Genomic DNA, 19,853 nt, shown 5'->3' with positions numbered 1-19,853 from the left:
AACCCAAAGGCAGCACCCCCGCGCCCGCCGCACGGCGAGCACCCAAGGCCTTCTCTCCGGCCCCGCGCTGTAAGCGCAAAGAAAACCACCGAAAAGCGAATCGCCATGAACAAAGCGATGCCCACTCACGCCGCGACCGCGTCCGAAGCCGATCTGGCGCCATCCGCCGATCAGGCGCCCCGCGCCGCCCCGCGTCCCTCGCCCGCCGCCAAAGTGCCTCGCGCCAGCACAGGAATCCAACCGCCTCCGGTCGACGGAATCGCCTTACCCAGCACGCTGCTCGACATCACACCGCAACAAGCCGGCACGCAAACGCTGCTGCGCGGCCTCGCGATCCTGGAAGCCGCCGCCGCCGGCGTACGCGACCTGCGCACCTTCGGCGCCGCGCTCGGCACGACCCGCAGCACGACGCATCGACTGGTGAGCAGCCTCGTGCAAGCGCGCTATCTGCGCCAGGTGCAAGGCGGCTATCTGCTCGGCCCGAAGCTGATCGAACTCGGCACCATCGCGCTCGAACAGATGCCGCTCACCGCGGTTGCCCGTCAGCACCTCGAATCGCTTGCGGAGCAAACCCTCGACACCATCCACCTCGGCGTGCGCGACGGCGACGACGTCCTGTACATCGACAAGATCCCCGGCACCCGTGGCCTCGAAATGCGCTCGCGCGTCGGCCACCGCATGCCGCTGGCGTCGACGGGAATCGGCAAGGCGATGATGCTCGATCTCACACCGGACGTCTGGCAATCGCTCTTCGACGCATCGCGGCGCGCGCTCGCCGGCGTCAGCTTCAAGCCGGATAACCGCCCCGACGCGCAGACCTTCATGCAACGCATGGCCAACTACGCCGCGGGCGGCTACACCTTCGACCTCGAAGAAAACGAAGCGTCGATCCGCTGCGTCGCGGCGCCCGTGCGCGATGCTTCGGGCGCCGTGGTGGCGGCGCTCTCGGTGGCGAGCACGATTCCGTACATGTCGCTCGAACGCATGGATGAACTGATTCCGGTCGTGCAGCGCGAGGCACGCGCGATCTCGGAAGAACTCGGCTGGCGCGCCCCGCAACCGGCCACCCGTAGGATCAAGCGATGAAGCACGCGGGTTCTCCCACGCCGACAGCCAGTCACGCGGCGGCAGGCGCGGTCGACGCCAGCCACGCGCACGCCGCGCTGATCGCGCTCGACTGGGGCACGACGTCGCTGCGCGCGTATCTGTACGACGCGTCCGGCAACGTGCTGGCCACGCGCGGCTCGGCGGCGGGCATCATGAACCTGCCGTGCAGCGCGGATCAGGGCGGCTTTGACGCGGCTTTCGACGACGCCTGCGGCGCCTGGCTCGAGCACGCGCCCGCCGTGCCGGTGATCGCGGCAGGGATGGTCGGCAGCGCACAAGGCTGGCTGGAAGCGCCGTACGTGGACACGCCGGCGAGCGCCGATGCGCTGGTGGCCGGCATCGTTCGCGTCAAGGCGGCGTGCGGCGTCACGCTGCATATCGTGCCGGGCGTCCTGCAACGTGGCGAACTGCCCAACGTGATGCGCGGTGAAGAAACGCAGATTTTCGGCGCGCTCGGCCAGGAAGCGGGCGCCGCGAACGCGGCCGACAGCGGCAAGCGCTCGCTGATCGGCCTGCCCGGCACTCACGCGAAATGGGCGGTGGTGCAGGCGGGCCGGATCGAACGTTTTCACACCTTCATGACCGGCGAAGTATTCGCGGCCCTGCGCGACCATACGATCCTCGGCCGCACGATGGACACGCCGGATCGTCCGGATACGGGCGCATTCCTGCATGGCGTGAACATCGCCCGGGAAAAGGGCCAGGCGGGTGTGCTCGCGACCATATTTAGCGCGCGCACGCTCGGCCTCACCGGACAACTTTCGCGTGAACAGCAGCCCGACTATCTGTCGGGATTGCTGATCGGGCACGAACTGGCCGGCCTCGACGCCGTGCTCGCGCAACAGCAAAGCGCACTCGCCGGGCAAAGCCTGCGCCTGATCGGCAACGAAGCGTTGTGCGAGCGCTATCGCCTCGCGCTGACGCAATTCGGCTGCACCCAGGCGGAGTTGGTCAAGCACGCCACCGAGCGCGGCTTGTGGCGCGTCGCCTCGCAGGCGGGGCTCGTCAAACCTGCGCCGCAAGCGGCGCGTGCGGGCTAACCGGCAGCACCGCCGCTCACGAAACAAGGAACCGACATGCAACCTCATATCAATCTGCCCGCTCCGTATCTGCCGCACCCGGGTTTGATCGCGGCGTTCGAAGCGTGTCCGCTGATCGCGATCATGCGCGGCGTGACGCCCGCGGATGCCGCCGCTCACGGTCAGGCGCTTTACGAAGCCGGTTTCCGGATCGTCGAAGTGCCGCTGAATTCGCCGCAACCGTTCGACAGCATCGCCGCGATCCGCAAGGCGCTGCCGGCCGACGCGATCGTCGGCGCGGGCACGGTGCTGCATCCCAGTTTCGTCAACGACGTGAAGTCGGCGGGCGGCGAACTGATCGTCATGCCGCATAGCGACCCGGACGTGGTCAGCGCCGCCAAAGCGCAAGGCATGGCCTGCTCGCCGGGTGTCGCGACGCCCACGGAAGCGTTCATCGCGCTGAAGAACGGCGCGGACGTGCTGAAGATGTTCCCCGCCGAACAACTGGGCTGTCAGGTAGTGAAGGCATGGCGCGCGGTGATCGCGGCGGAAGTGCCGCTGGTGCCGGTAGGCGGCATCACGCCGGACAACATGGGGCCGTTTCTGAGCGCGGGCGCGAACGGCTTCGGTCTCGGCTCGGCGCTGTACAAGCCGGGCCAGAGCGCGGCCGTGACCGCGTCGCATGCGAAGGCGTTCATCAACGGTTTGCGTATCGCCCGCGCAGGGGCGAAGAAATGAAACGGCTTGCCGGCAAAGTGGCGCTTGTCACCGGAGCTGGACGCGGCATCGGCGCGGCGATCGCGTACGCGTTCGCGCGCGAGGGTGCGGCGGTGGTGCTGGCGGAACTGGATATCGAAACCGCGCAGCAGACAGCGGAGCATATCAAGTCGCAGACCGGTGCGCGCGTGCTCGCAGTGCACACCGACGTGACGCAGGCGGCCTCGGTTCAGCACGCGGTGAGCGAGGCCGAACGCGTGTTCGGCGCGCCAGACGTGCTGGTCAACAACGCCGGCATCAACGTGTTCTGCGATCCGCTGACCATGACCGACGACGACTGGCGCCGCTGCTTCGCGGTCGATCTCGACGGCGTGTGGAACGGCTGCCGTGCAGTGTTGCCGGGCATGGTGGAGCGCGGCGCGGGGAGCATCGTGAATATCGCGTCGACGCACTCGTTCAAGATCATCCCGGGCTGCTTTCCGTACCCGGTTGCCAAGCACGGTGTGATTGGCCTCACGCGCGCGCTCGGCATCGAATACGCGCCGCGCAATGTGCGGGTCAACGCGATCGCGCCGGGTTACATCGAAACGCAATTGACGCACGACTGGTGGAACGAACAGGCCGATCCGGCCGCCGCGCAGCAGGCGACGCTCGATCTGCAGCCGATGAAACGCATCGGCCGCCCGGAAGAAGTGGCAATGACGGCGGTATTCCTCGCCTCGGACGAAGCGCCGTTCATCAACGCCACCTGCATCACGGTGGATGGTGGCCGCTCGGCGCTGTATCACGACTGATTTTTGCAGTACCCGGATTGCGCAGGGGCGCAACGAGTACACCGGACGACGCGCTGGCCGCGTGTGTCACACCCGGTACAAGAAGACGCGGCCGATACCTTCTCGTTATCAATTAGTCAGGAGACACGCATTATGAAACGTAGAATTTTCCTCACGCTGGCAGCAGCGGCGGCGGGTGTGCTCTTCAATGCACCGGTCGCGCAGGCCGCTGATCCGGTGAAGATCGGCTTCCTCGTGAAGCAGCCGGAAGAACCGTGGTTCCAGGACGAGTGGAAGTTCGCCGAGATCGCCGCCAAGGAGAAGGGCTTCACGCTGGTGAAGATCGGCGCGCCGTCGGGCGAGAAGGTGATGAGCGCAATCGACAACCTGTCGGCGCAGAAGGCGCAGGGCTTCGTGATCTGCACGCCTGACGTCAAGCTCGGACCGGGCATTGTCGCGAAAGCGAAAGCCGACGGCCTGAAGATGATGACGGTGGACGATCGTCTGGTCGATGGCGCGGGCAAGCCGATCGCGTCGGTGCCGCATATGGGTATCTCGGCGTACAACATCGGCAAGCAGGTCGGCGACGGTCTGGCTGCTGAAATCAAGAAGCGCGGCTGGGACATGAAGGACGTGGGCGCGATCGACGTGACCTACGAACAGTTGCCCACCGCGCATGACCGCACCAGCGGCGCAACCGACGCACTGGTCGCCGCCGGCTTCCCGAAAGCGAACGTGATCGCCGCGCCGCAAGCGAAGACCGACACGGAAAACGCGTTCAACGCGGCCAACATTGCGCTGACGAAGAATCCGAACTTCAAGCACTGGGTCGCCTACGGTCTGAACGACGAAGCCGTGCTCGGCGCGGTGCGCGCAGCGGAAGGCCGCGGCTTCAAGGCGGACAACATGATCGGTATCGGCATCGGCGGCTCGGACTCGGCACTCAACGAGTTCAAGAAGCCGTCGCCGACGGGCTTCTACGGCACGGTCATCATCAGCCCGAAGCGCCACGGCGAGGAAACCTCCACGCTGATGTACGACTGGATCACGCAAGGCAAGGCACCGCCGCCGCTGACCCTGACGACCGGCATGCTGGCCACGCGTGACAACGTCGCGGATGTGCGCCAGAAGATGGGCCTCGCGGCAAATTGAGCGGTTCGATTCGGTACGCGTGACATGAAGTGAACTGCCGGTGCGTCTTGCTCCAAAGATTGGCGCGCCGGTAGTAGCAATAAAAGATCAGCAGTAGAGACAGACGGTTCACACGAAGCAGCAATAACTTGCATGGGACCAGAGTAAGCGCTAAAGCGCTAACTCTGGTCGACCGCAATAACTTGCATGGGACCAGAGTAAGCGCTAAAGCGCTAACTCTGGTCGACATAGGAGGCGAAGTGTCGGCGACGCTACGTTTTGACAATATCGGTAAGGTCTTTCCAGGCGTGCGCGCGCTCGACGGTGTGTCCTTCGACGTCAACGTCGGCCAGGTGCACGGCCTGATGGGCGAAAACGGCGCAGGGAAATCGACCCTGCTGAAGATTCTCGGCGGTGAATATCAGCCCGATTCGGGCCGCGTGATGATCGACGGCAACGAGGTGCGCTTCACGAGCGCGGCGTCGTCGATCGCGGCGGGCATCGCGGTGATTCACCAGGAACTGCAATACGTGCCCGATCTCACGGTCGCGGAAAACCTGCTGCTCGGCCAATTGCCGAACTCGCTCGGCTGGGTCAACAAGCGCGAAGCCAAACGCTTCGTGCGCGAACGTCTCGAAGCGATGGGCGTGGCGCTCGATCCGAACGCGAAACTGCGCAAGCTCTCGATCGCGCAACGCCAGATGGTGGAAATCTGCAAGGCGCTGCTGCGCAACGCGCGCGTGATTGCGCTCGATGAGCCGACCAGTTCGCTGTCGCACCGTGAGACCGAAGTGCTGTTCAAGCTGGTGCGCGATCTGCGCGCCGACAACCGCGCAATGATCTACATCTCGCACCGCATGGACGAGATCTACGAGCTGTGCGACGCCTGCACGATCTTCCGCGACGGTCGCAAGATCGCCTCGCATCCGACGCTCGAAGGCGTGTCGCGCGACACCATCGTCAGCGAGATGGTGGGGCGGGAAATTTCGGACATCTATAACTATTCGGCGCGGCCGCTCGGCGAAGTGCGCTTCGCGGCAAAAGCGATCGAAGGCCACGCGCTCGCGCAGCCGGCCAGCTTCGAAGTGCGGCGCGGCGAGATCGTCGGCTTTTTCGGTCTGGTGGGCGCGGGCCGCAGCGAACTGATGCATCTGGTGTACGGCGCCGATCGCAAGAAGGGCGGCGAACTGGTGCTCGACGGCAAGCCGATCAAGGTGCGCAGCGCGGGCGAAGCGATCCGGAACGGCATCGTGCTGTGTCCTGAAGACCGCAAGGAAGAGGGCATCGTCGCGATGGCGAGCGTGTCGGAGAACATCAATATCAGTTGCCGCCGCCACTATCTGCGCGCGGGCATGTTCCTCGATCGCAAGAAGGAAGCGGAAACCGCGGACCGTTTCATCAAGCTGCTCAAGATCAAGACGCCGAGCCGCCGCCAGAAGATCCGCTTTCTCTCGGGCGGCAATCAGCAGAAGGCGATCCTGTCGCGCTGGCTGGCCGAGCCGGATCTGAAAGTCGTGATTCTCGATGAGCCGACGCGCGGCATCGACGTCGGCGCGAAGCACGAAATCTACAACGTGATCTATCAGCTTGCCGAACGCGGCTGCGCGATCGTGATGATTTCGTCGGAATTGCCGGAAGTGCTCGGCGTGTCCGACCGAATTGTCGTGATGCGCCAGGGCCGGATTTCCGGCGAGCTGGCGCGCCAGGATGCAACGGAACAATCGGTGTTGAGCCTCGCGTTGCCGCAGAGCTCGACCGCGCTGCCCGAAACCGCCGCCCAACAGGCGGCCTGAACATCATTCGGACGAAAGTCCGGCAACCCGTGGGGAACGGGAGGAGTCTTCAACATGCAAGCCAGAGAAAACCTCGCGCAACAGGCCGCCAAGGGCGCAGCCGAAGCGCTGATTCCGCAGTCCAACGACAAGGCGAAATGGTGGCAGCAGATCACCGAGTACAGCCTGATCGTGATCTTCGTGGTGATGTTCGCCACCATGTCGCTGACCGTCGATCACTTCTTCTCGATCGAGAACATGCTCGGCCTCGCGCTGTCGATCTCGCAGATCGGCATGGTGGCGTGCACGATGATGTTCTGCCTGGCCTCGCGCGATTTCGACCTTTCGGTGGGTTCGACGGTCGCGTTCGCCGGCGTGCTGTGCGCGATGGTGCTCAACGCCACCGGCAACACCTTCATCGCGATCGTCGCAGCGGTGGCGGCGGGCGCCGTGATCGGTTTCGTCAACGGCGCGGTGATCGCGTATCTGCGCATCAACGCGCTGATCACGACGCTCGCCACGATGGAAATCGTCCGCGGTCTCGGCTTTATCGTGTCGCACGGTCAGGCGGTCGGCGTGTCGTCGGATACGTTTATCGCGCTGGGAGGTTTGAGCTTCTTCGGCGTGTCGCTGCCGATCTGGGTCACGCTGCTGTGCTTTATCGTATTCGGCGTGATGCTCAATCAGACCGTGTATGGCCGTAACACGCTCGCGATCGGCGGCAACCCGGAGGCGTCGCGTCTGGCCGGTATCAATGTGGAACGCACACGCGTCTACATCTTCCTGATTCAGGGCGCGGTGACCGCGCTGGCCGGTGTGATTCTGGCCTCGCGTATCACGTCGGGTCAGCCGAATGCCGCGGAAGGCTTCGAGCTGAACGTGATTTCCGCGTGCGTGCTGGGCGGCGTGTCGCTGCTCGGCGGCCGCGCGACGATTTCCGGCGTGGTGATCGGCGTGCTGATCATGGGTACGGTCGAAAACGTGATGAACCTGATGAACATCGACGCGTTCTATCAGTACCTCGTGCGTGGCGCGATCCTGCTCGCCGCCGTGCTGCTCGACCAGTTGAAGAATCGCGGCTCGCGGGATTAAATCCGCTACTAGCTCATTTGCTCTAAAAGGAATTGAACGATGTCGTCTCCGGCCAATGCAAACGCCCGTCTCGCGGAGAGCGCTTTCGCCCGCTATCCGAGTCTTGTCGACCGCACGGTGTTGATCACGGGCGGCGCGACCGGCATCGGCGCATCGTTCGTCGAGCATTTCGCGGCGCAAGGCGCGCGCGTCGCGTTCTTCGACATCGACACGAGCGCCGGTGAAGCGCTCGCCGACGAGCTCGGCGATTCGACGCACAAGCCGCTGTTTCTGCCGTGCGACCTGACCGACATCGACGCGCTGCAAAAAGCTATCGCCGACGTGAAGGCCGCGCTGGGTCCGATCCAGGTGCTGGTGAACAACGCCGCGAACGACAAACGCCACACGATCGGCGAAGTCACGCGCGAGTCGTTCGACGCGGGCATCGCGGTGAATATCCGCCACCAGTTTTTCGCGGCGCAAGCGGTGATGGAAGACATGAAGGCGGCCAACAGCGGCTCGATCGTCAACCTCGGTTCGATCAGCTGGATGCTGAAGAACGGCGGTTATCCGGTCTACGTGATGTCGAAAGCGGCGGTGCAGGGTTTGACGCGCGGTCTCGCGCGCGACCTCGGTCAGTTCAATATCCGCGTCAATACGCTGGTGCCGGGCTGGGTGATGACCGAGAAGCAGAAGCGGCTGTGGCTCGACGACGCGGGCCGCCGTTCGATCAAGGAAGGGCAGTGTATCGACGCCGAGCTGGAACCGGGCGATCTCGCCCGCATGGCGCTCTTCCTCGCTGCCGACGACAGCAGGATGATCACGGCGCAGGACCTCATCGTGGACGGAGGCTGGGCGTGAGTGCGGACGGTTCGTCAGGCATGGCTGCGAAGCGCGCCGCGCTGCTGCTCGACACGAAATGTACGCTCGGCGAAGGCGCGACATGGTGCGCGCGAACCGGCCGCTTCTACTGGACGGATATCGAAGGCGCGCGGCTGTGGCGCCATGACCCGAGCGACGGCCGCAGCACGTACTGGCGCATGCCCGAGCGTCTCGCCACGTTCGCGCTGTGCGCCGATCCGCGTTACCTGTTGCTTGGGCTGGCCACGCATCTCGCGTTTTTCGATCTGGCCACCGGCGAGACACGGCGTATCGTCGACGTCGAACCGGGTTTGAACACGCGCGTGAACGACGGCCGCTGCGATCGGCAGGGCCGCTTCGTGTTCGGGACCAAAGATGAAGGCACGCCGCTGCGGCCGGTCGGCGGCTTTTACCGGCTCAATCACGATTTGTCGCTGGAGCGTTTGCCGCTGCCCGCGCCGGCGATCTCGAACAGCATCGCGTTCAGTCCCGACGGCGCGACGATGTACTACTGCGATTCGCCCACGCGCGAAATCCGCGTCTGCGATTATCGCGCGGACGGTAGCGTTGCCAACGACCGGCTATTCACGCGCTTGACCGATGCCACCGGCGAACCCGACGGCTCGACCGTCGATCGCGACGGCGGGCTGTGGAATGCGCAGTGGGGCGGCCGGCGGGTGGTGCGTTACGGGCCGGACGGCGTGGAGACCGAACGCGTCGACGTGCCGACGGCGCAGCCGAGTTGCGTCGCACTGGGCGGTCCGCAACTCGGCACGCTGTACATCACGAGCGCGCGTTGCGATCTCGATGCGGCGGCGCTCGCCGACGACAAACGGGCGGGCGGCGTGTTCATCGCCATGCCCGGACGGCGCGGTTTGCCGGAGCCGGTGTTTCAAGGCGCGCCCGCTTAGCGCAGAATGACGCTGCCCCGGTCGCGAGGCAGCGATAAAGCGATGAAGCGCAGCAAGCCAGTGAATCTCACAGTGAGTCGCAAGTTGATGTTGCAATCCCAGTGGCAGCAAATCGGCAGCATGCAGTTCGGACCCAGAGGCGACCTGTTCAAAAATCGCCCTACAGCATCCGTCAGCAATGACGGCAACGTCCCAAGCCTCTCGATGGAGCCAGATATGACTGTTGCGAATCTCGTTTCCTCCTCTTCCCAAACCTCTCAGAGCCGACGCTCGCGACTTGCCGCGGCGGCCAATCCGGTGCTTGCGGGCCCCAGCACGTCGGCGGTGGCCGTCGGCGAAACCAGCGGCGGCGATGTCGCGTGCATTACGCTCGCCAACACGCATTTGCGTCTCGATGTCGCGCCGACGCTCGGCGGCGGCGTCACCCGTTTCGACTGGCGCGACGACGGCGCGCTCACGCCGATTTTCCGGCGCTGCCGCCACGTCGCGGCCGACACGCAGCCGAACGAACTCGCCTGTTATCCGCTGCTGCCGTATTCGAACCGCATCGGCGGCGGGCATTTCAACGTGGCGGGTCGGCGCGTGGACGTGCCGCGCAATCGCGCCGACGAACCTTTGCCGATTCACGGCGACGGTTGGCAGTCGGCGTGGCAGGTCGCGGAGTCGGACCGTGAAAACGTCCGCCTCACGCTCGATCGCCGCGACGGCAAGCCCTACGCGTACCGTGCGACGCAGACTTATACGCTGGACGGCCCCACGCTCGTCGTGACGCTCGAAATCGAAAACGCCGGCCGCGAGGCGCTGCCTTTCGGGCTGGGCGTGCATCCGTTCTTCGTGCGCGACGCGGACACCGAGCTGTCGGCCGCGGCCGGCGGCCTGTGGCTCTCCGGCGACGACTGGCTGCCGGTGCGGCACGTGCCGGCACCGCCCGCCTGGCAATTCGGCGTGGCGTATCCGCTGCCGGAAACCATCGTCAATCACGCCTTTACCGGCTGGAGCGGGCAAGCCGCGGTGGTGTGGCCCAAGCGCCGCCTGTCGCTGAACATCGCTGCCGACACCGATTACTATGTGCTGTACACGCCGCGTGGCGAAGACTTCTTCTGCTTCGAACCGGTCGATCATCCGATCAACGCGATGAACCTGGCCGGCGGCGCGAGCGAAAACGGCATGACCTTGCTGGGACGCGGCGAGCGCCTCACCCGCACGTTCCGCTTTACCGTCGAGCGCACGGGCTTGCGTTCGATGCCGGGCGCGCGCGGCGCGAAGCGGCGACAGTAGCGGGCGAGGTTGGGGCGACCGCGCGGACGCGTGTATGGCCTGATGCGCTGCGCACAATCGGCTCGTACGCTTCGCGAGCGCCGGGCCGATGCATGTGCGCACTCAGGGCGCGTTGCGGGTGGTAGCCGCGCCTGTTCGCGTGTCGCGCCGGACCGCCGCTGCGCACGCTCCCGGCGCGGCTCGCCTCGCAGGACGGGTAAAATACGCGCCTCTTCCGTTTTCCTGCTCGCCGCGAGACCCACCATGTCCCATTTCATCCAGACACTCAACGACGCCTGGCAGCGCACCAACTCGCTGCTGTGCGTCGGCCTCGATCCCGAGCCCACTAAATTCCCGGGCGCGCTCGCGGGCCGTCCCGAGGCGATTTTCGACTTCTGCCGCGCGATCGTCGACGCGACCGCGCCGTACGCGTCGTCGTTCAAACCGCAGATTGCCTACTTCGCGGCGCATCGCGCGGAAGACCAGCTCGAGCAGTTGATCGCCCACATTCATGCGAACCATCCGGGCTTGCCGGTCATTCTCGATGCGAAGCGCGGCGACATCGGCAGCACCGCCGAGCAATATGCGCGCGAGGCGTTCGAGCGCTATCAGGCCGACGCGGTGACGGTGAATCCTTACATGGGTTTCGATTCGATCCAGCCGTATCTGGAGCACGAAGGCAAAGGCGTGATCGTGCTGTGCCGCACGTCGAACGCGGGTGGCTCCGATCTGCAATTCCTGGAAACGGGTGGGCGTCCGCTCTATCAGGTCGTCGCGCAACTGGCGGCGGACAAATGGAATGCGAGCGGTCAGCTGGGGCTGGTGGTCGGCGCGACGTTCCCGAAGGAAATCGAAGTGGTGCGTGGGATTGTCGGCGATATGCCGCTGCTGATTCCGGGCATCGGCGCGCAAGGCGGCGACGTGCAGGCAACGGTCAACGCCGGCCGCACCGCGAACGGCACGGGCATGCTGATCAACTCGTCGCGGGCGATTATCTATGCGGGCAAGGGCGACGATTTCGCCCAAGCCGCGGCGAAGGCCGCGATGGAAACGCGCGACCGGATCAACGCGTTCCGGTAACGCGGGCTGTCTTTCTCGAAGAGAGCTTTAGAAACGAGCGGGCGAGTTTCAGTCAGGCCGGCCGCAGCCGCTCGATCAACGCCGCATGCCGCGGGTGCCGCGCTTTCAACGCGTCGACATCCGCCAGCTCGAATTCGCTGAATTCAAAGCCTGGCGCCACGGTGCAGCCCACCAGCGCGAATGTCGCCGGATCGGCGCATTCCGCTGCGAACCACAAACCTGCCGGCACGAAGGCCTGAAACACCGCATTCGTGTGCGTCAGCGCGTTGCCGAGCTTGTGCGTCACCAGCGCGCCTGATTCGTCGAGCACGTGGACGTTCAACGGTTCGCCGGCATAAAAATGCCAGACTTCGTCGGACTTGATCCGATGCCACGCTGAATGCGCGCCGTCGCAAAGCAGGTAGTAGATCGCGGTCGACGCCGAGCGCGTTTGCGCGGAACCGCTGCCATCTTTGTCGCGGATCACGCGCTCCGCCGAGCGGTATGTCTCGCTAAAAAATCCACCTTCGGGATGCGGCTTGAGATCGAGGCGGCGGATCAGTTCGTCCTTGACTGCGTGCAAATCAGGATCAGGCATCGGCTTTCCGCTCCGGACAGAGGTCAATGCTCGCGCTCGTCGAGCAATGCGAGTACCCCGCGCAATGCATGCGCGGCGGCCTGCACGCGGATCTTTTCGCGATCGCCCTTGAAAATCTTCGTTTCCACCGACGTATGCAGCCGGTTGCTCCAACCGAACGACACCATGCCGACCGGCTTGGTCTCGGTGCCGCCGCCCGGCCCGGCGACGCCGGTAATCGACACCGAAACCTGCGCGCGGCTATTGCGCAGCGCACCTTCGGCCATAGCGCGCGCCACCGGCTCGCTGACCGCGCCGTGCTTGTCGATCAGATCGGCGGGTACGCCGATCATCTCGCTCTTCGCCTGATTCGAATACGTGACGAAGCCGCGCTCGAACCAGCCGCTGCTGCCGGAAATGTCGGTGATCGCGGTCGCCACCATGCCGCCCGTGCAGGACTCGGCGGTGACGAGCATGAGGCGCTCGTCGCGCAGGCGGTTGCCCACGCGAATGGCGAGCTGATGAACGATCGAATCGGTAGGCATGGCGTCAATCCGGAAACAGGGGCCGGGTAGATGCCCGGCGGCGCGGCGGCCGCGGAGCAGCGGTTAAACGGACATGCGCCAGAGCGCAATCACGAGCAGCGTGAAAAACGCGGCGACCAGGTCATCGAACATGATGCCAAAGCCACCTTTCAGACGGCGATCGAAATAACCGATGGGCGGCGGCTTCACCATGTCGAAGAAGCGGAACACGATGAACGCCCACAACTGGCCGGTGAGCGTGACTGGCGTGACCATCAGCAGCACCAGCCAGAAGGCGATGATTTCGTCCCAAACCACCGGCGACGGATCGTCGATGCCGAGTCTCTTCGCGGTAAATCCGCAAATCGCAATGCCGCCGATGAACCCGGCGACGATCAGGATGCCCCATTCGATCACCGTCAGGTAGCGGCTCAGGACAGCGAACGAGGCCCACGCGAACAACGTGCCGATCGTGCCCGGCGCGATCGGCGACAAGCCGCTGCCAAACCCCAGCGACACGAGGTGCAGCGGATGCGACAGCATGAAGCGTGCGGTGGCGCGGCGCGGCTGACGGCCCGGCGGGCGTGGTTCGGGCGCGCGCGGCGCACGGGGCGGCTCACCGCCGATGAGTTTGTCGGCAGCGCCGAGCGGGGGATCAGTCTGCATGAAAGTGATCGAAGCCTTGCAACGTCAGTGTGAGCGGCGCGCCGGCGGCGTCGCGCCAGCCGATCGCCGGGCGCTCGGCCGCCTGGAGAGCGCTTATTGTACCGATGCGGGTGACCGATACATCCACCTCGCGGCCGGCAGCTTCCACCGAGGCGCGCGCCGTGGCCGGCGCGGTGAAGCACAGTTCGTAGTCGTCGCCGCCGGCGAGCGTGCAGCGGCGCTGGATGTCGGGCGGCAGACGGCGCAGCGCGGCGGAACGCGGCACGGCATCGACGTTGACGGTGGCCCGCACGTTCGAACGTTCGAGGATGTGCAGCAGATCGCCGGCGAGGCCGTCCGAGAGGTCGAGCGCCGCGTGGGCGATGCCGCGCAGTGCCAGACCGAGCGCGACGCGCGGCTCCGGGCGCTCGAGAGCGCGACGAAACGTCGCAGCGTCGCTGGCATCGGCGGACCATTCGCCGCGCTGTATGCCGAGGCCGGCGCGCGCGTCGCCGAGCGTGCCGGAAATCCAGATATCGTCGCCCGGTCGAGCTGTGTCGCGGCGCAGCGCTGCCTGTGGCGGCACGCTGCCGAATACCGTGATGCACAGATTGAGCGGGCCGCCGGTCGTGTCGCCGCCGATCAGTTCGCAGCCGTAGCGTTCGGCCAGTGCGAACAGCCCCTCGCTGAATGCGGCAAGCCAGGTTTCGTCCGCTTTCGGCAAGGCGAACGCCAGCGTGAACGCCAGTGGTTGCGCGCCCATCGCGGCGAGGTCCGATAGATTCACCGCGAGCGCTTTGTGACCCAGCGCCTCGGGATCGATGTCGGGGAAAAAGTGGCGGCCTTCGACCAGCATGTCCGTCGATATCGCCAGCATTTCGCCCTCGGGCGGCGCGAGCAGCGCGCAGTCGTCGCCGATGCCGAGCGAGCCGCTTGCGGCGTCGGACGGCCGGGCAGCGGCGCGGCGGGCGAAGAAACGGTCGATCAGCGAAAACTCGGAGAGCATGGTGGCGATGAGTGAGCGGATAAGTGCCGCGAAGTTCGGCTAACGGCGCGCATTGTACGGAGTAACCACCCGGTAAAGACTCGATCCGCCGGCAACTCCAATCCGGGCGGCGTTTGGGCGCGCGCCGGTTACGTCAGCCTTTCGCTATGTTTAAGTCGCGGCAGTTGTACCCGTATTGAAGGAATTGGGCTGGCAATTGGGGCTACAATGCCGTCGAACGTCTATTCTAATCTGCCCTTCGAAGCCCGCCTTATGTCGACTCCCGTCAATAGCAAACTCCGCGAAGCCGCTCTCGATTACCACGAGTTCCCCACCCCCGGGAAGATTGCGATCGCCCCGACCAAGCAGATGATCAACCAGCGCGATCTGGCGCTGGCGTACTCGCCGGGCGTGGCATTCGCGTGCGAGGAAATCGTCGAGAACCCGTTGAATGCCGCGCGCTTCACCGCGCGCAGCAACCTGGTCGGCGTGGTCACGAACGGCACCGCGGTGCTGGGTCTGGGCAACATCGGGCCGCTCGCCTCGAAGCCGGTCATGGAAGGCAAGGCCGTGCTGTTCAAGAAGTTCGCCGGCATCGACGTGTTCGATATCGAGCTGAACGAGTCCGACCCGCACAAGCTGGTCGACGTGATCGCGGCGCTGGAGCCGACCTTCGGCGGCATCAACCTCGAAGACATCAAGGCGCCGGACTGTTTCATCGTCGAGCGCGAATGCCGCAAGCGCATGAAGATTCCGGTCTTCCACGACGACCAGCACGGCACGGCGATCGTCGTCGCGGCAGCCATCACCAATGGTTTGAAGGTGGTCGGCAAGGACATCAAGGAGGTCAAGCTGGTGTCCTCGGGCGCGGGCGCGGCGGCGCTGGCCTGTCTGGATCTGCTGGTCGATATCGGCCTGCCGCTCGAAAACATCACCGTCACCGATCTCGCCGGCGTGGTCTACAAGGGCCGTGTCGAACTGATGGATCCGGACAAGGAGCGTTTCGCGCGTGAAACCGACGCCCGCACGCTCGCCGAAGCCATTGGTGGCGCGGACGTGTTCCTGGGGCTGTCGGCCGGTGGCGTACTCAAGCAGGACATGGTCAAGCGGATGGCGGACAAGCCGCTGATTCTGGCGCTCGCCAACCCGACGCCGGAAATCCTGCCGGAACTGGCGCTCGAAGTCCGGCCGGACGCCGTGCTGTGCACCGGCCGCACCGACTACCCGAACCAGGTGAACAACGTGCTGGTGTTCCCGTTCCTGTTCCGCGGCGCGCTGGATGCGGGCGCGACCACGGTGACGCGGGAAATGGAAATCGCGGCGGTCAATGCGATTGCCGAACTGGCGCGCCAGGAGCAGAGCGATATCGTCGCGACGGCGTATGGCATTCAGGATCTCTCGTTTGGGCCGGAATACCTGATTCCGAAGCCGTTCGATCCGCGCCTGATCGTCAAGGTCGCGCCGGCCGTGGCGCAGGCCGCGATGGATTCGGGCGTCGCCGAGCGTCCGATCGAGGACATGGACGCATACGAACAGCATTTGCAGCAGTTCGTGTATCACAGCGGCACGACCATGAAGCCGATTTTCCAATTGGCGCGTAGCGTCGAGCCGGAGAAGAAGCGCATCGTGTTCGCGGAAGGCGAAGAAGAGCGTGTGCTGCGCGCCATGCAGATCATCGTCGACGAAAAGCTGGCCAAACCGATCCTGATCGGCCGCCCGGCGGTGATCGAGCAGCGCATTGCGCGCTACGGTCTGCGTCTCGTCGCGGGTCAGGACTACACGGTGGTGAATACCGACCACGACGAGCGTTACCGCGACTTCTGGCAGGAATATCACCGGATGATGTCGCGCAAGGGCATCAGCGCGCAGATGGCGAAGCTCGAAATGCGCCGCCGCACCACGCTGATCGGCGCAATGCTGGTGGAAAAGGGCGAGGCGGACGGCATGATCTGCGGCACGGTGTCGACCACGCACCGGCATCTGCACTTCATCGATCAGGTGATCGGCAAGAAGGCGGGCGCGAAAGTCTACGCGGCGATGAACGCGCTGGTATTGCCGAACCGCCAGATCTTCCTGGTGGACACGCACGTGAACGTGGATCCGACACCGGAGCAACTGGCCGAAATCACGATCATGGCGGCGGAAGAAGTGCGCCGTTTCGGTATCGAACCGAAGGTCGCGCTGCTGTCGCATTCGAACTTCGGCACGAGCAACGCGCCGACCGCGCAGAAGATGCGCGACACGCTGGCGATCCTGCGCGAGCGCGCGCCGGATCTGCAGGTGGATGGCGAAATGCACGGCGATATCGCGCTCGACGCGAATCTGCGCCGCGAAGTGATGCCCGACTCGACGCTCGAAGGCGACGCGAATCTGCTGGTGCTGCCGAACATCGACGCGGCGAACATCTCGTACAACCTGCTGAAGACCGCCGCGGGCAACAACATCGCGATTGGTCCGATGCTGCTGGGCGCGGCCAAGCCGGTGCATGTGCTGACGGCTTCGGCGACGGTGCGCCGGATCGTCAATATGACGGCGCTACTGGTGGCGGATGTGATCGCGGCGCGTTAATCCGCGATCCGCACGAAGCATGGCGCGGGAATGACCGCGCCATGCAAAAAAAAAGGCGCGCCCGCAATGGGCACGCCTCAGGGTGAACAGGGGATCCCTCACCCGAAAAAACGGCAAGTCAGACAAAATTTCATCGCCAAAGAGCGCTCAAGGGTTTGAAACCCTTGCAACAGCGCATCCAGATGCCTGCAGACGCAGGCGAAGCAGCCACCTTCCGCTCCTCACCTGACTACCTTCACCTCGATTCGCGTTGTTGGGCTAATTTTAGCCTGAATAAGCTGATTTTTCTGTCAAAAGTCGTCAAAGTCCCACCGGTGGCTCTCTCCCGCCCGATTGGAAGTTTTGGCCCGCCTGGCGAACGTTGATTCCGAGGACCATTAGCGATACCCTTACGACTTTCATGGTCGTCAAACTCGTGATCTAACAGCGGGGAACCCTGATACATGGCACGCAAGTGGCAACGCATGAAAGGCGTGCTGATCGGTGCTGTTACGCTGTGCGCTTTATCCGGCCCCGTGCCTGGCGCGTTTGCGCGCGACTCCACGACACTCGCCGATTCGAACGCACAGTTGCAGGGCACAATCGCGTTGGCGCAGTTGCCAGGCGAAGCGGTCAATACATTGAACTTGATTGCCGCAGGCGGGCCTTACCCGTATGAGAAGGACGGCATCGTATTCGGCAATCGCGAACGGTTGCTGCCGGCCCATCGGCGCGGCTATTACCACGAATACACCGTTCCCACGCCTCGCTCACGTAATCGCGGGGCGCGTCGCATCGTCTGCGGAGGTCCGCTGAAGCGAACCGACAATTGTTACTACTCGGACGACCACTACACCAGTTTTAATCGTATTGTTGAATGACATCGGGATGAACGGCATGAGCGACAACGTCTACGCGCACGACTCCGGAGTCGCGACGGATCTTTTCGCGGCCGGCGACGGCAATCTGTTCCAGCGCGTCATGCAGATGCGAGCCGGCGATCAGGGCCGCGAGAACCAGAGCGAAGCAGCAGGCACTGTGGTTTCATCGAACGAGGAGCCCATGAGTCTTTTCAAGACCGTACGACCGAACATCGTACAGTCGATCCGCGCGTTCCGCGTGCAGGATCTGGCCGAAGAGGCCCACCAGCTCGGCCAGCATTTTCTGTATGCGTATTGCGCCAATGCGCAGTCCAAACAGGAAGTGCTTGAAACCATCGCGACGTCGTTCCTGTTTCCGAAACATTTCGGCAAGAATTACGACGCGCTCTACGACTGTTTGACCGATCTGGTTCATAAGGCGGGTGCGCAGCCGGGCTTCGTGATCGTGCTCGAGCAGTTGCCAGTCGCCCAGAAGTTCGACAAGGAAGGGCGCGAGACGCTGCTGGACGTGTTCCGCGAGGCCGCCGAGTTCTGGGCCGAGCGCAAAGTGGCGTTCCGTGTGTTTTACTCGTTCGCCTGATGTTTGAGTTGGAGTTTTAGCCTGGGTGTTGCCAGTTCAGGCTAAATGAGAAAGGCCCGCCAGTCGGCGGGCCTTTGCTTTTGCCGCTGCGCCAATGCCGGCATGAGTTGCCGCTTTCGATCAGATCAAGCAAGGTGGCACGTGCGGCGGCCAGGCGGCTTACCAGCCGCCCCAGCCCGCGGCCAGCGCCGAGAGCACTGCGATGCCGGCGGTCTCGGTGCGCATGACGCGCGGACCAAGACCGACGGCAGTGAAACCATGATCGGTTGCGGCCGCTTCTTCAGCGGCGGAGAAGCCGCCTTCCGGTCCGACCAGCACCGTCACGCGCCCTTGCGGCGGCTCGGCGGGCAACGCGGAAAAGCTGATGCTCGCGCGCGGCGACAGCAGAATGCGCAAGTCGCCCTCTTCAGGCGTGCGAGGCATGGCGCCCAGCCAGGTGGCGATTTCGCGCACCGGCATGACTTCCGGCAGCCGGTTGCGCCCGCACTGCTCGCACGACGCCCGCACGATGCCTTGCCAGTGCGCATGCCGCCGCTGCGCGCGCTCGCCGGAGAGACGCACGACGCTGCGCGTGGTGGTGAGCGGCACGAAGGCAGATGCGCCGAGTTCGACGGCTTTTTCGATCAGCCAGTCCATCTTGTCGCCGCCGGCGATACCCTGCGCCAGCGTGAGACGATACGGCGCTTCCACTTCGATGTTGCGGAATTCACGAATTCTTACCTTGGCCGACCGACGTTCGACCTCGACGAGTTCGGCGCTGTATTCGCCGCCTTCGCCGTTGAAAAGAACGATCGAATCGCCGGGCTGCAACCGCAGCACGAGCACATGCCGAACGACGTCATCGGGAAGCTGCATGATGTCGTCGGACTGGAGAGGCGTACCGACGAAGAAACGTGGCATCAGGAAAATACTCATTGGTTCACGAAAGGTGGCGAGCGAGCGCCCAGCGGTAGCCGTCCAGATCTTCGACCTGGGCGAAGCGGTCGCCCCAGAACTGATCCTGTGGCTCGCTCAGCGATTTTGCGCCGGCGGCCAGCGCCCGCGCGTAAATCGCGTCGACATCGTCGACATAGACATAGAACGATTGCGGTGCGATTGCGCCCGCGCTTTTGGGTGTTTTCGCCGCCGAGCCGAACGCGCCTTCCGGTGCGAACATCACGATCAACTGGTCTTGATAGGTCATCTCGACATGCATCACTACACCGTCGTCCTGAACACTGTCGCGAACTTCGAAGCCGAACGCCGCAGTAAAGAACGCGGACGCGGCACGTGCGTCGCGCACCGTCAGATAGGGGGTCAACCAGGGCACACCGGCTGGGCGGAAGGCGGTCATGGGATTCTCCGGATCTAAGGGGTTGGCGGGGCACAGGCTGCGAGCCCGGGCGGATGGTCGCGTATCGGTGTGCCGATAGTGCAGTCCGACGGAACCGTGCATT

At 64.5% G+C, this 19,853-nt stretch carries 20 protein-coding genes; 14 read left to right on the top strand and 6 right to left on the bottom strand.

Features of this window, described 5'->3' with window-relative positions:
* Positions 1-105 precede the first annotated feature (105 nt).
* The 11 genes from PDMSB3_RS17695 (at position 106) to pyrF (ending at position 11,699) form a co-directional block, all read left to right on the top strand.
* The gene (locus PDMSB3_RS17695; RefSeq protein WP_007180361.1) at positions 106-1,086 is read left to right on the top strand and encodes an IclR family transcriptional regulator; all 981 of its coding nucleotides are present in this window, start codon (positions 106-108) and stop codon (positions 1,084-1,086) included.
* Positions 1,083-2,147: a 2-dehydro-3-deoxygalactonokinase gene (locus tag PDMSB3_RS17690; protein WP_007180362.1), complete on the top strand. Its 1,065-nt coding sequence runs from the start codon at positions 1,083-1,085 to the stop codon at positions 2,145-2,147. The genes PDMSB3_RS17695 and PDMSB3_RS17690 overlap by 4 nt, the downstream gene beginning before the upstream one ends.
* A 36-nt stretch (positions 2,148-2,183) precedes the next feature.
* The gene (locus PDMSB3_RS17685) at positions 2,184-2,864 is read left to right on the top strand and encodes a 2-dehydro-3-deoxy-6-phosphogalactonate aldolase (protein WP_007180363.1); all 681 of its coding nucleotides are present in this window, start codon (positions 2,184-2,186) and stop codon (positions 2,862-2,864) included.
* Positions 2,861-3,637, top strand: a complete 777-nt coding sequence (locus PDMSB3_RS17680) for an SDR family oxidoreductase (protein ID WP_007180364.1) — start codon at positions 2,861-2,863, stop codon at positions 3,635-3,637. The genes PDMSB3_RS17685 and PDMSB3_RS17680 overlap by 4 nt, the downstream gene beginning before the upstream one ends.
* A gap of 132 nt (positions 3,638-3,769) precedes the next feature.
* On the top strand, positions 3,770-4,768 hold the full coding sequence (locus PDMSB3_RS17675; RefSeq protein WP_007180365.1) for an arabinose ABC transporter substrate-binding protein: 999 nt from the start codon (positions 3,770-3,772) through the stop codon (positions 4,766-4,768).
* A gap of 239 nt (positions 4,769-5,007) precedes the next feature.
* Positions 5,008-6,540, top strand: a complete 1,533-nt coding sequence (gene araG, locus PDMSB3_RS17670) for an L-arabinose ABC transporter ATP-binding protein AraG (protein ID WP_007180366.1) — start codon at positions 5,008-5,010, stop codon at positions 6,538-6,540.
* Positions 6,541-6,594: 54 nt separating this feature from the next.
* Positions 6,595-7,611 carry an L-arabinose ABC transporter permease AraH gene (araH, locus tag PDMSB3_RS17665; RefSeq protein WP_007180367.1) on the top strand — a complete coding sequence of 339 codons (1,017 nt, stop codon included), beginning with the start codon at positions 6,595-6,597 and terminating at the stop codon, positions 7,609-7,611.
* Positions 7,612-7,650: 39 nt separating this feature from the next.
* Positions 7,651-8,451: an SDR family NAD(P)-dependent oxidoreductase gene (locus PDMSB3_RS17660; RefSeq protein WP_007180369.1), complete on the top strand. Its 801-nt coding sequence runs from the start codon at positions 7,651-7,653 to the stop codon at positions 8,449-8,451.
* A gap of 20 nt (positions 8,452-8,471) precedes the next feature.
* Positions 8,472-9,362 (top strand): SMP-30/gluconolactonase/LRE family protein, encoded by an 891-nt coding sequence (locus PDMSB3_RS17655; protein WP_165187499.1) that lies wholly within the window; start codon positions 8,472-8,474, stop codon positions 9,360-9,362.
* A gap of 216 nt (positions 9,363-9,578) precedes the next feature.
* Positions 9,579-10,640 carry an aldose 1-epimerase gene (locus PDMSB3_RS17650; protein WP_165187078.1) on the top strand — a complete coding sequence of 354 codons (1,062 nt, stop codon included), beginning with the start codon at positions 9,579-9,581 and terminating at the stop codon, positions 10,638-10,640.
* Positions 10,641-10,883: 243 nt separating this feature from the next.
* Positions 10,884-11,699, top strand: a complete 816-nt coding sequence (gene pyrF, locus PDMSB3_RS17645; protein ID WP_007180372.1) for an orotidine-5'-phosphate decarboxylase — start codon at positions 10,884-10,886, stop codon at positions 11,697-11,699.
* A gap of 52 nt (positions 11,700-11,751) precedes the next feature.
* Here the strand turns inward: pyrF and PDMSB3_RS17640 are convergent, their stop codons facing one another.
* The 4 genes from PDMSB3_RS17640 to thiL all read right to left on the bottom strand — a co-directional run bounded on the left by PDMSB3_RS17640 (position 11,752) and on the right by thiL (position 14,430).
* A complete protein-coding gene (locus PDMSB3_RS17640; RefSeq protein ID WP_007180373.1) occupies positions 11,752-12,276 on the bottom strand; it encodes a cupin domain-containing protein in 525 nt (174 codons plus the stop codon).
* 23 nt (positions 12,277-12,299) lie between these two features.
* A complete protein-coding gene (locus PDMSB3_RS17635; RefSeq protein WP_007180374.1) occupies positions 12,300-12,800 on the bottom strand; it encodes a CinA family protein in 501 nt (166 codons plus the stop codon).
* A gap of 63 nt (positions 12,801-12,863) precedes the next feature.
* Positions 12,864-13,445 (bottom strand): phosphatidylglycerophosphatase A family protein, encoded by a 582-nt coding sequence (locus tag PDMSB3_RS17630; protein ID WP_007180375.1) that lies wholly within the window; start codon positions 13,443-13,445, stop codon positions 12,864-12,866.
* Entirely contained in the window at positions 13,435-14,430 is a 996-nt protein-coding gene (gene thiL, locus PDMSB3_RS17625; RefSeq protein WP_007180376.1) for a thiamine-phosphate kinase, read from the bottom strand. The genes PDMSB3_RS17630 and thiL overlap by 11 nt, the downstream gene beginning before the upstream one ends.
* A 207-nt stretch (positions 14,431-14,637) precedes the next feature.
* Here thiL and PDMSB3_RS17620 point away from each other — a divergent pair, with 207 nt between their 5' ends.
* The 3 genes from PDMSB3_RS17620 to PDMSB3_RS17610 all read left to right on the top strand — a co-directional run bounded on the left by PDMSB3_RS17620 (position 14,638) and on the right by PDMSB3_RS17610 (position 18,417).
* A complete protein-coding gene (locus PDMSB3_RS17620) occupies positions 14,638-16,977 on the top strand; it encodes an NADP-dependent malic enzyme (protein ID WP_007180377.1) in 2,340 nt (779 codons plus the stop codon).
* Between the two features lie 443 nt (positions 16,978-17,420).
* The gene (locus PDMSB3_RS17615; RefSeq protein WP_007180378.1) at positions 17,421-17,837 is read left to right on the top strand and encodes a ribonuclease; all 417 of its coding nucleotides are present in this window, start codon (positions 17,421-17,423) and stop codon (positions 17,835-17,837) included.
* Positions 17,838-17,853: 16 nt separating this feature from the next.
* On the top strand, positions 17,854-18,417 hold the full coding sequence (locus tag PDMSB3_RS17610; protein ID WP_007180379.1) for a barstar family protein: 564 nt from the start codon (positions 17,854-17,856) through the stop codon (positions 18,415-18,417).
* Positions 18,418-18,576: 159 nt separating this feature from the next.
* On the opposite strand, the gene PDMSB3_RS17605 is transcribed toward PDMSB3_RS17610, so the two are convergent.
* Positions 18,577-19,317 carry a 16S rRNA (uracil(1498)-N(3))-methyltransferase gene (locus PDMSB3_RS17605; RefSeq protein ID WP_007180380.1) on the bottom strand — a complete coding sequence of 247 codons (741 nt, stop codon included), beginning with the start codon at positions 19,315-19,317 and terminating at the stop codon, positions 18,577-18,579.
* Positions 19,318-19,336: 19 nt separating this feature from the next.
* On the bottom strand, positions 19,337-19,750 hold the full coding sequence (locus PDMSB3_RS17600) for a VOC family protein (RefSeq protein WP_007180381.1): 414 nt from the start codon (positions 19,748-19,750) through the stop codon (positions 19,337-19,339).
* Positions 19,751-19,853: the final 103 nt, after the last annotated feature.

This window comes from Paraburkholderia dioscoreae, assembly GCF_902459535.1.
Lineage (GTDB): Bacteria > Pseudomonadota > Gammaproteobacteria > Burkholderiales > Burkholderiaceae > Paraburkholderia > Paraburkholderia dioscoreae.
The sequence above is the reverse complement of the archived record's forward strand: the minus strand, read 5'-3'. Positions and strand labels throughout refer to the sequence as shown.

Bases quoted from the DNA above. Each gene is read 5' to 3' on its own strand.
- PDMSB3_RS17695 (WP_007180361.1), top strand. From the start codon at position 106: ATGAACAAAGCGATGCCCACTCACGCCGCGACCGCGTCCGAAGCCGAT.
- PDMSB3_RS17690 (WP_007180362.1), top strand. From the start codon at position 1,083: ATGAAGCACGCGGGTTCTCCCACGCCGACAGCCAGTCACGCGGCGGCA.
- PDMSB3_RS17685 (WP_007180363.1), top strand. From the start codon at position 2,184: ATGCAACCTCATATCAATCTGCCCGCTCCGTATCTGCCGCACCCGGGT.
- PDMSB3_RS17680 (WP_007180364.1), top strand. From the start codon at position 2,861: ATGAAACGGCTTGCCGGCAAAGTGGCGCTTGTCACCGGAGCTGGACGC.
- PDMSB3_RS17675 (WP_007180365.1), top strand. From the start codon at position 3,770: ATGAAACGTAGAATTTTCCTCACGCTGGCAGCAGCGGCGGCGGGTGTG.
- araH (WP_007180367.1), top strand. From the start codon at position 6,595: ATGCAAGCCAGAGAAAACCTCGCGCAACAGGCCGCCAAGGGCGCAGCC.
- PDMSB3_RS17660 (WP_007180369.1), top strand. From the start codon at position 7,651: ATGTCGTCTCCGGCCAATGCAAACGCCCGTCTCGCGGAGAGCGCTTTC.
- PDMSB3_RS17655 (WP_165187499.1), top strand. From the start codon at position 8,472: ATGGCTGCGAAGCGCGCCGCGCTGCTGCTCGACACGAAATGTACGCTC.
- PDMSB3_RS17650 (WP_165187078.1), top strand. From the start codon at position 9,579: ATGACTGTTGCGAATCTCGTTTCCTCCTCTTCCCAAACCTCTCAGAGC.
- pyrF (WP_007180372.1), top strand. From the start codon at position 10,884: ATGTCCCATTTCATCCAGACACTCAACGACGCCTGGCAGCGCACCAAC.
- PDMSB3_RS17640 (WP_007180373.1), bottom strand. From the start codon at position 12,276: ATGCCTGATCCTGATTTGCACGCAGTCAAGGACGAACTGATCCGCCGC.
- PDMSB3_RS17635 (WP_007180374.1), bottom strand. From the start codon at position 12,800: ATGCCTACCGATTCGATCGTTCATCAGCTCGCCATTCGCGTGGGCAAC.
- PDMSB3_RS17630 (WP_007180375.1), bottom strand. From the start codon at position 13,445: ATGCAGACTGATCCCCCGCTCGGCGCTGCCGACAAACTCATCGGCGGT.
- thiL (WP_007180376.1), bottom strand. From the start codon at position 14,430: ATGCTCTCCGAGTTTTCGCTGATCGACCGTTTCTTCGCCCGCCGCGCC.
- PDMSB3_RS17620 (WP_007180377.1), top strand. From the start codon at position 14,638: ATGCCGTCGAACGTCTATTCTAATCTGCCCTTCGAAGCCCGCCTTATG.
- PDMSB3_RS17615 (WP_007180378.1), top strand. From the start codon at position 17,421: ATGGCACGCAAGTGGCAACGCATGAAAGGCGTGCTGATCGGTGCTGTT.
- PDMSB3_RS17610 (WP_007180379.1), top strand. From the start codon at position 17,854: ATGAGCGACAACGTCTACGCGCACGACTCCGGAGTCGCGACGGATCTT.
- PDMSB3_RS17605 (WP_007180380.1), bottom strand. From the start codon at position 19,317: ATGCCACGTTTCTTCGTCGGTACGCCTCTCCAGTCCGACGACATCATG.
- PDMSB3_RS17600 (WP_007180381.1), bottom strand. From the start codon at position 19,750: ATGACCGCCTTCCGCCCAGCCGGTGTGCCCTGGTTGACCCCCTATCTG.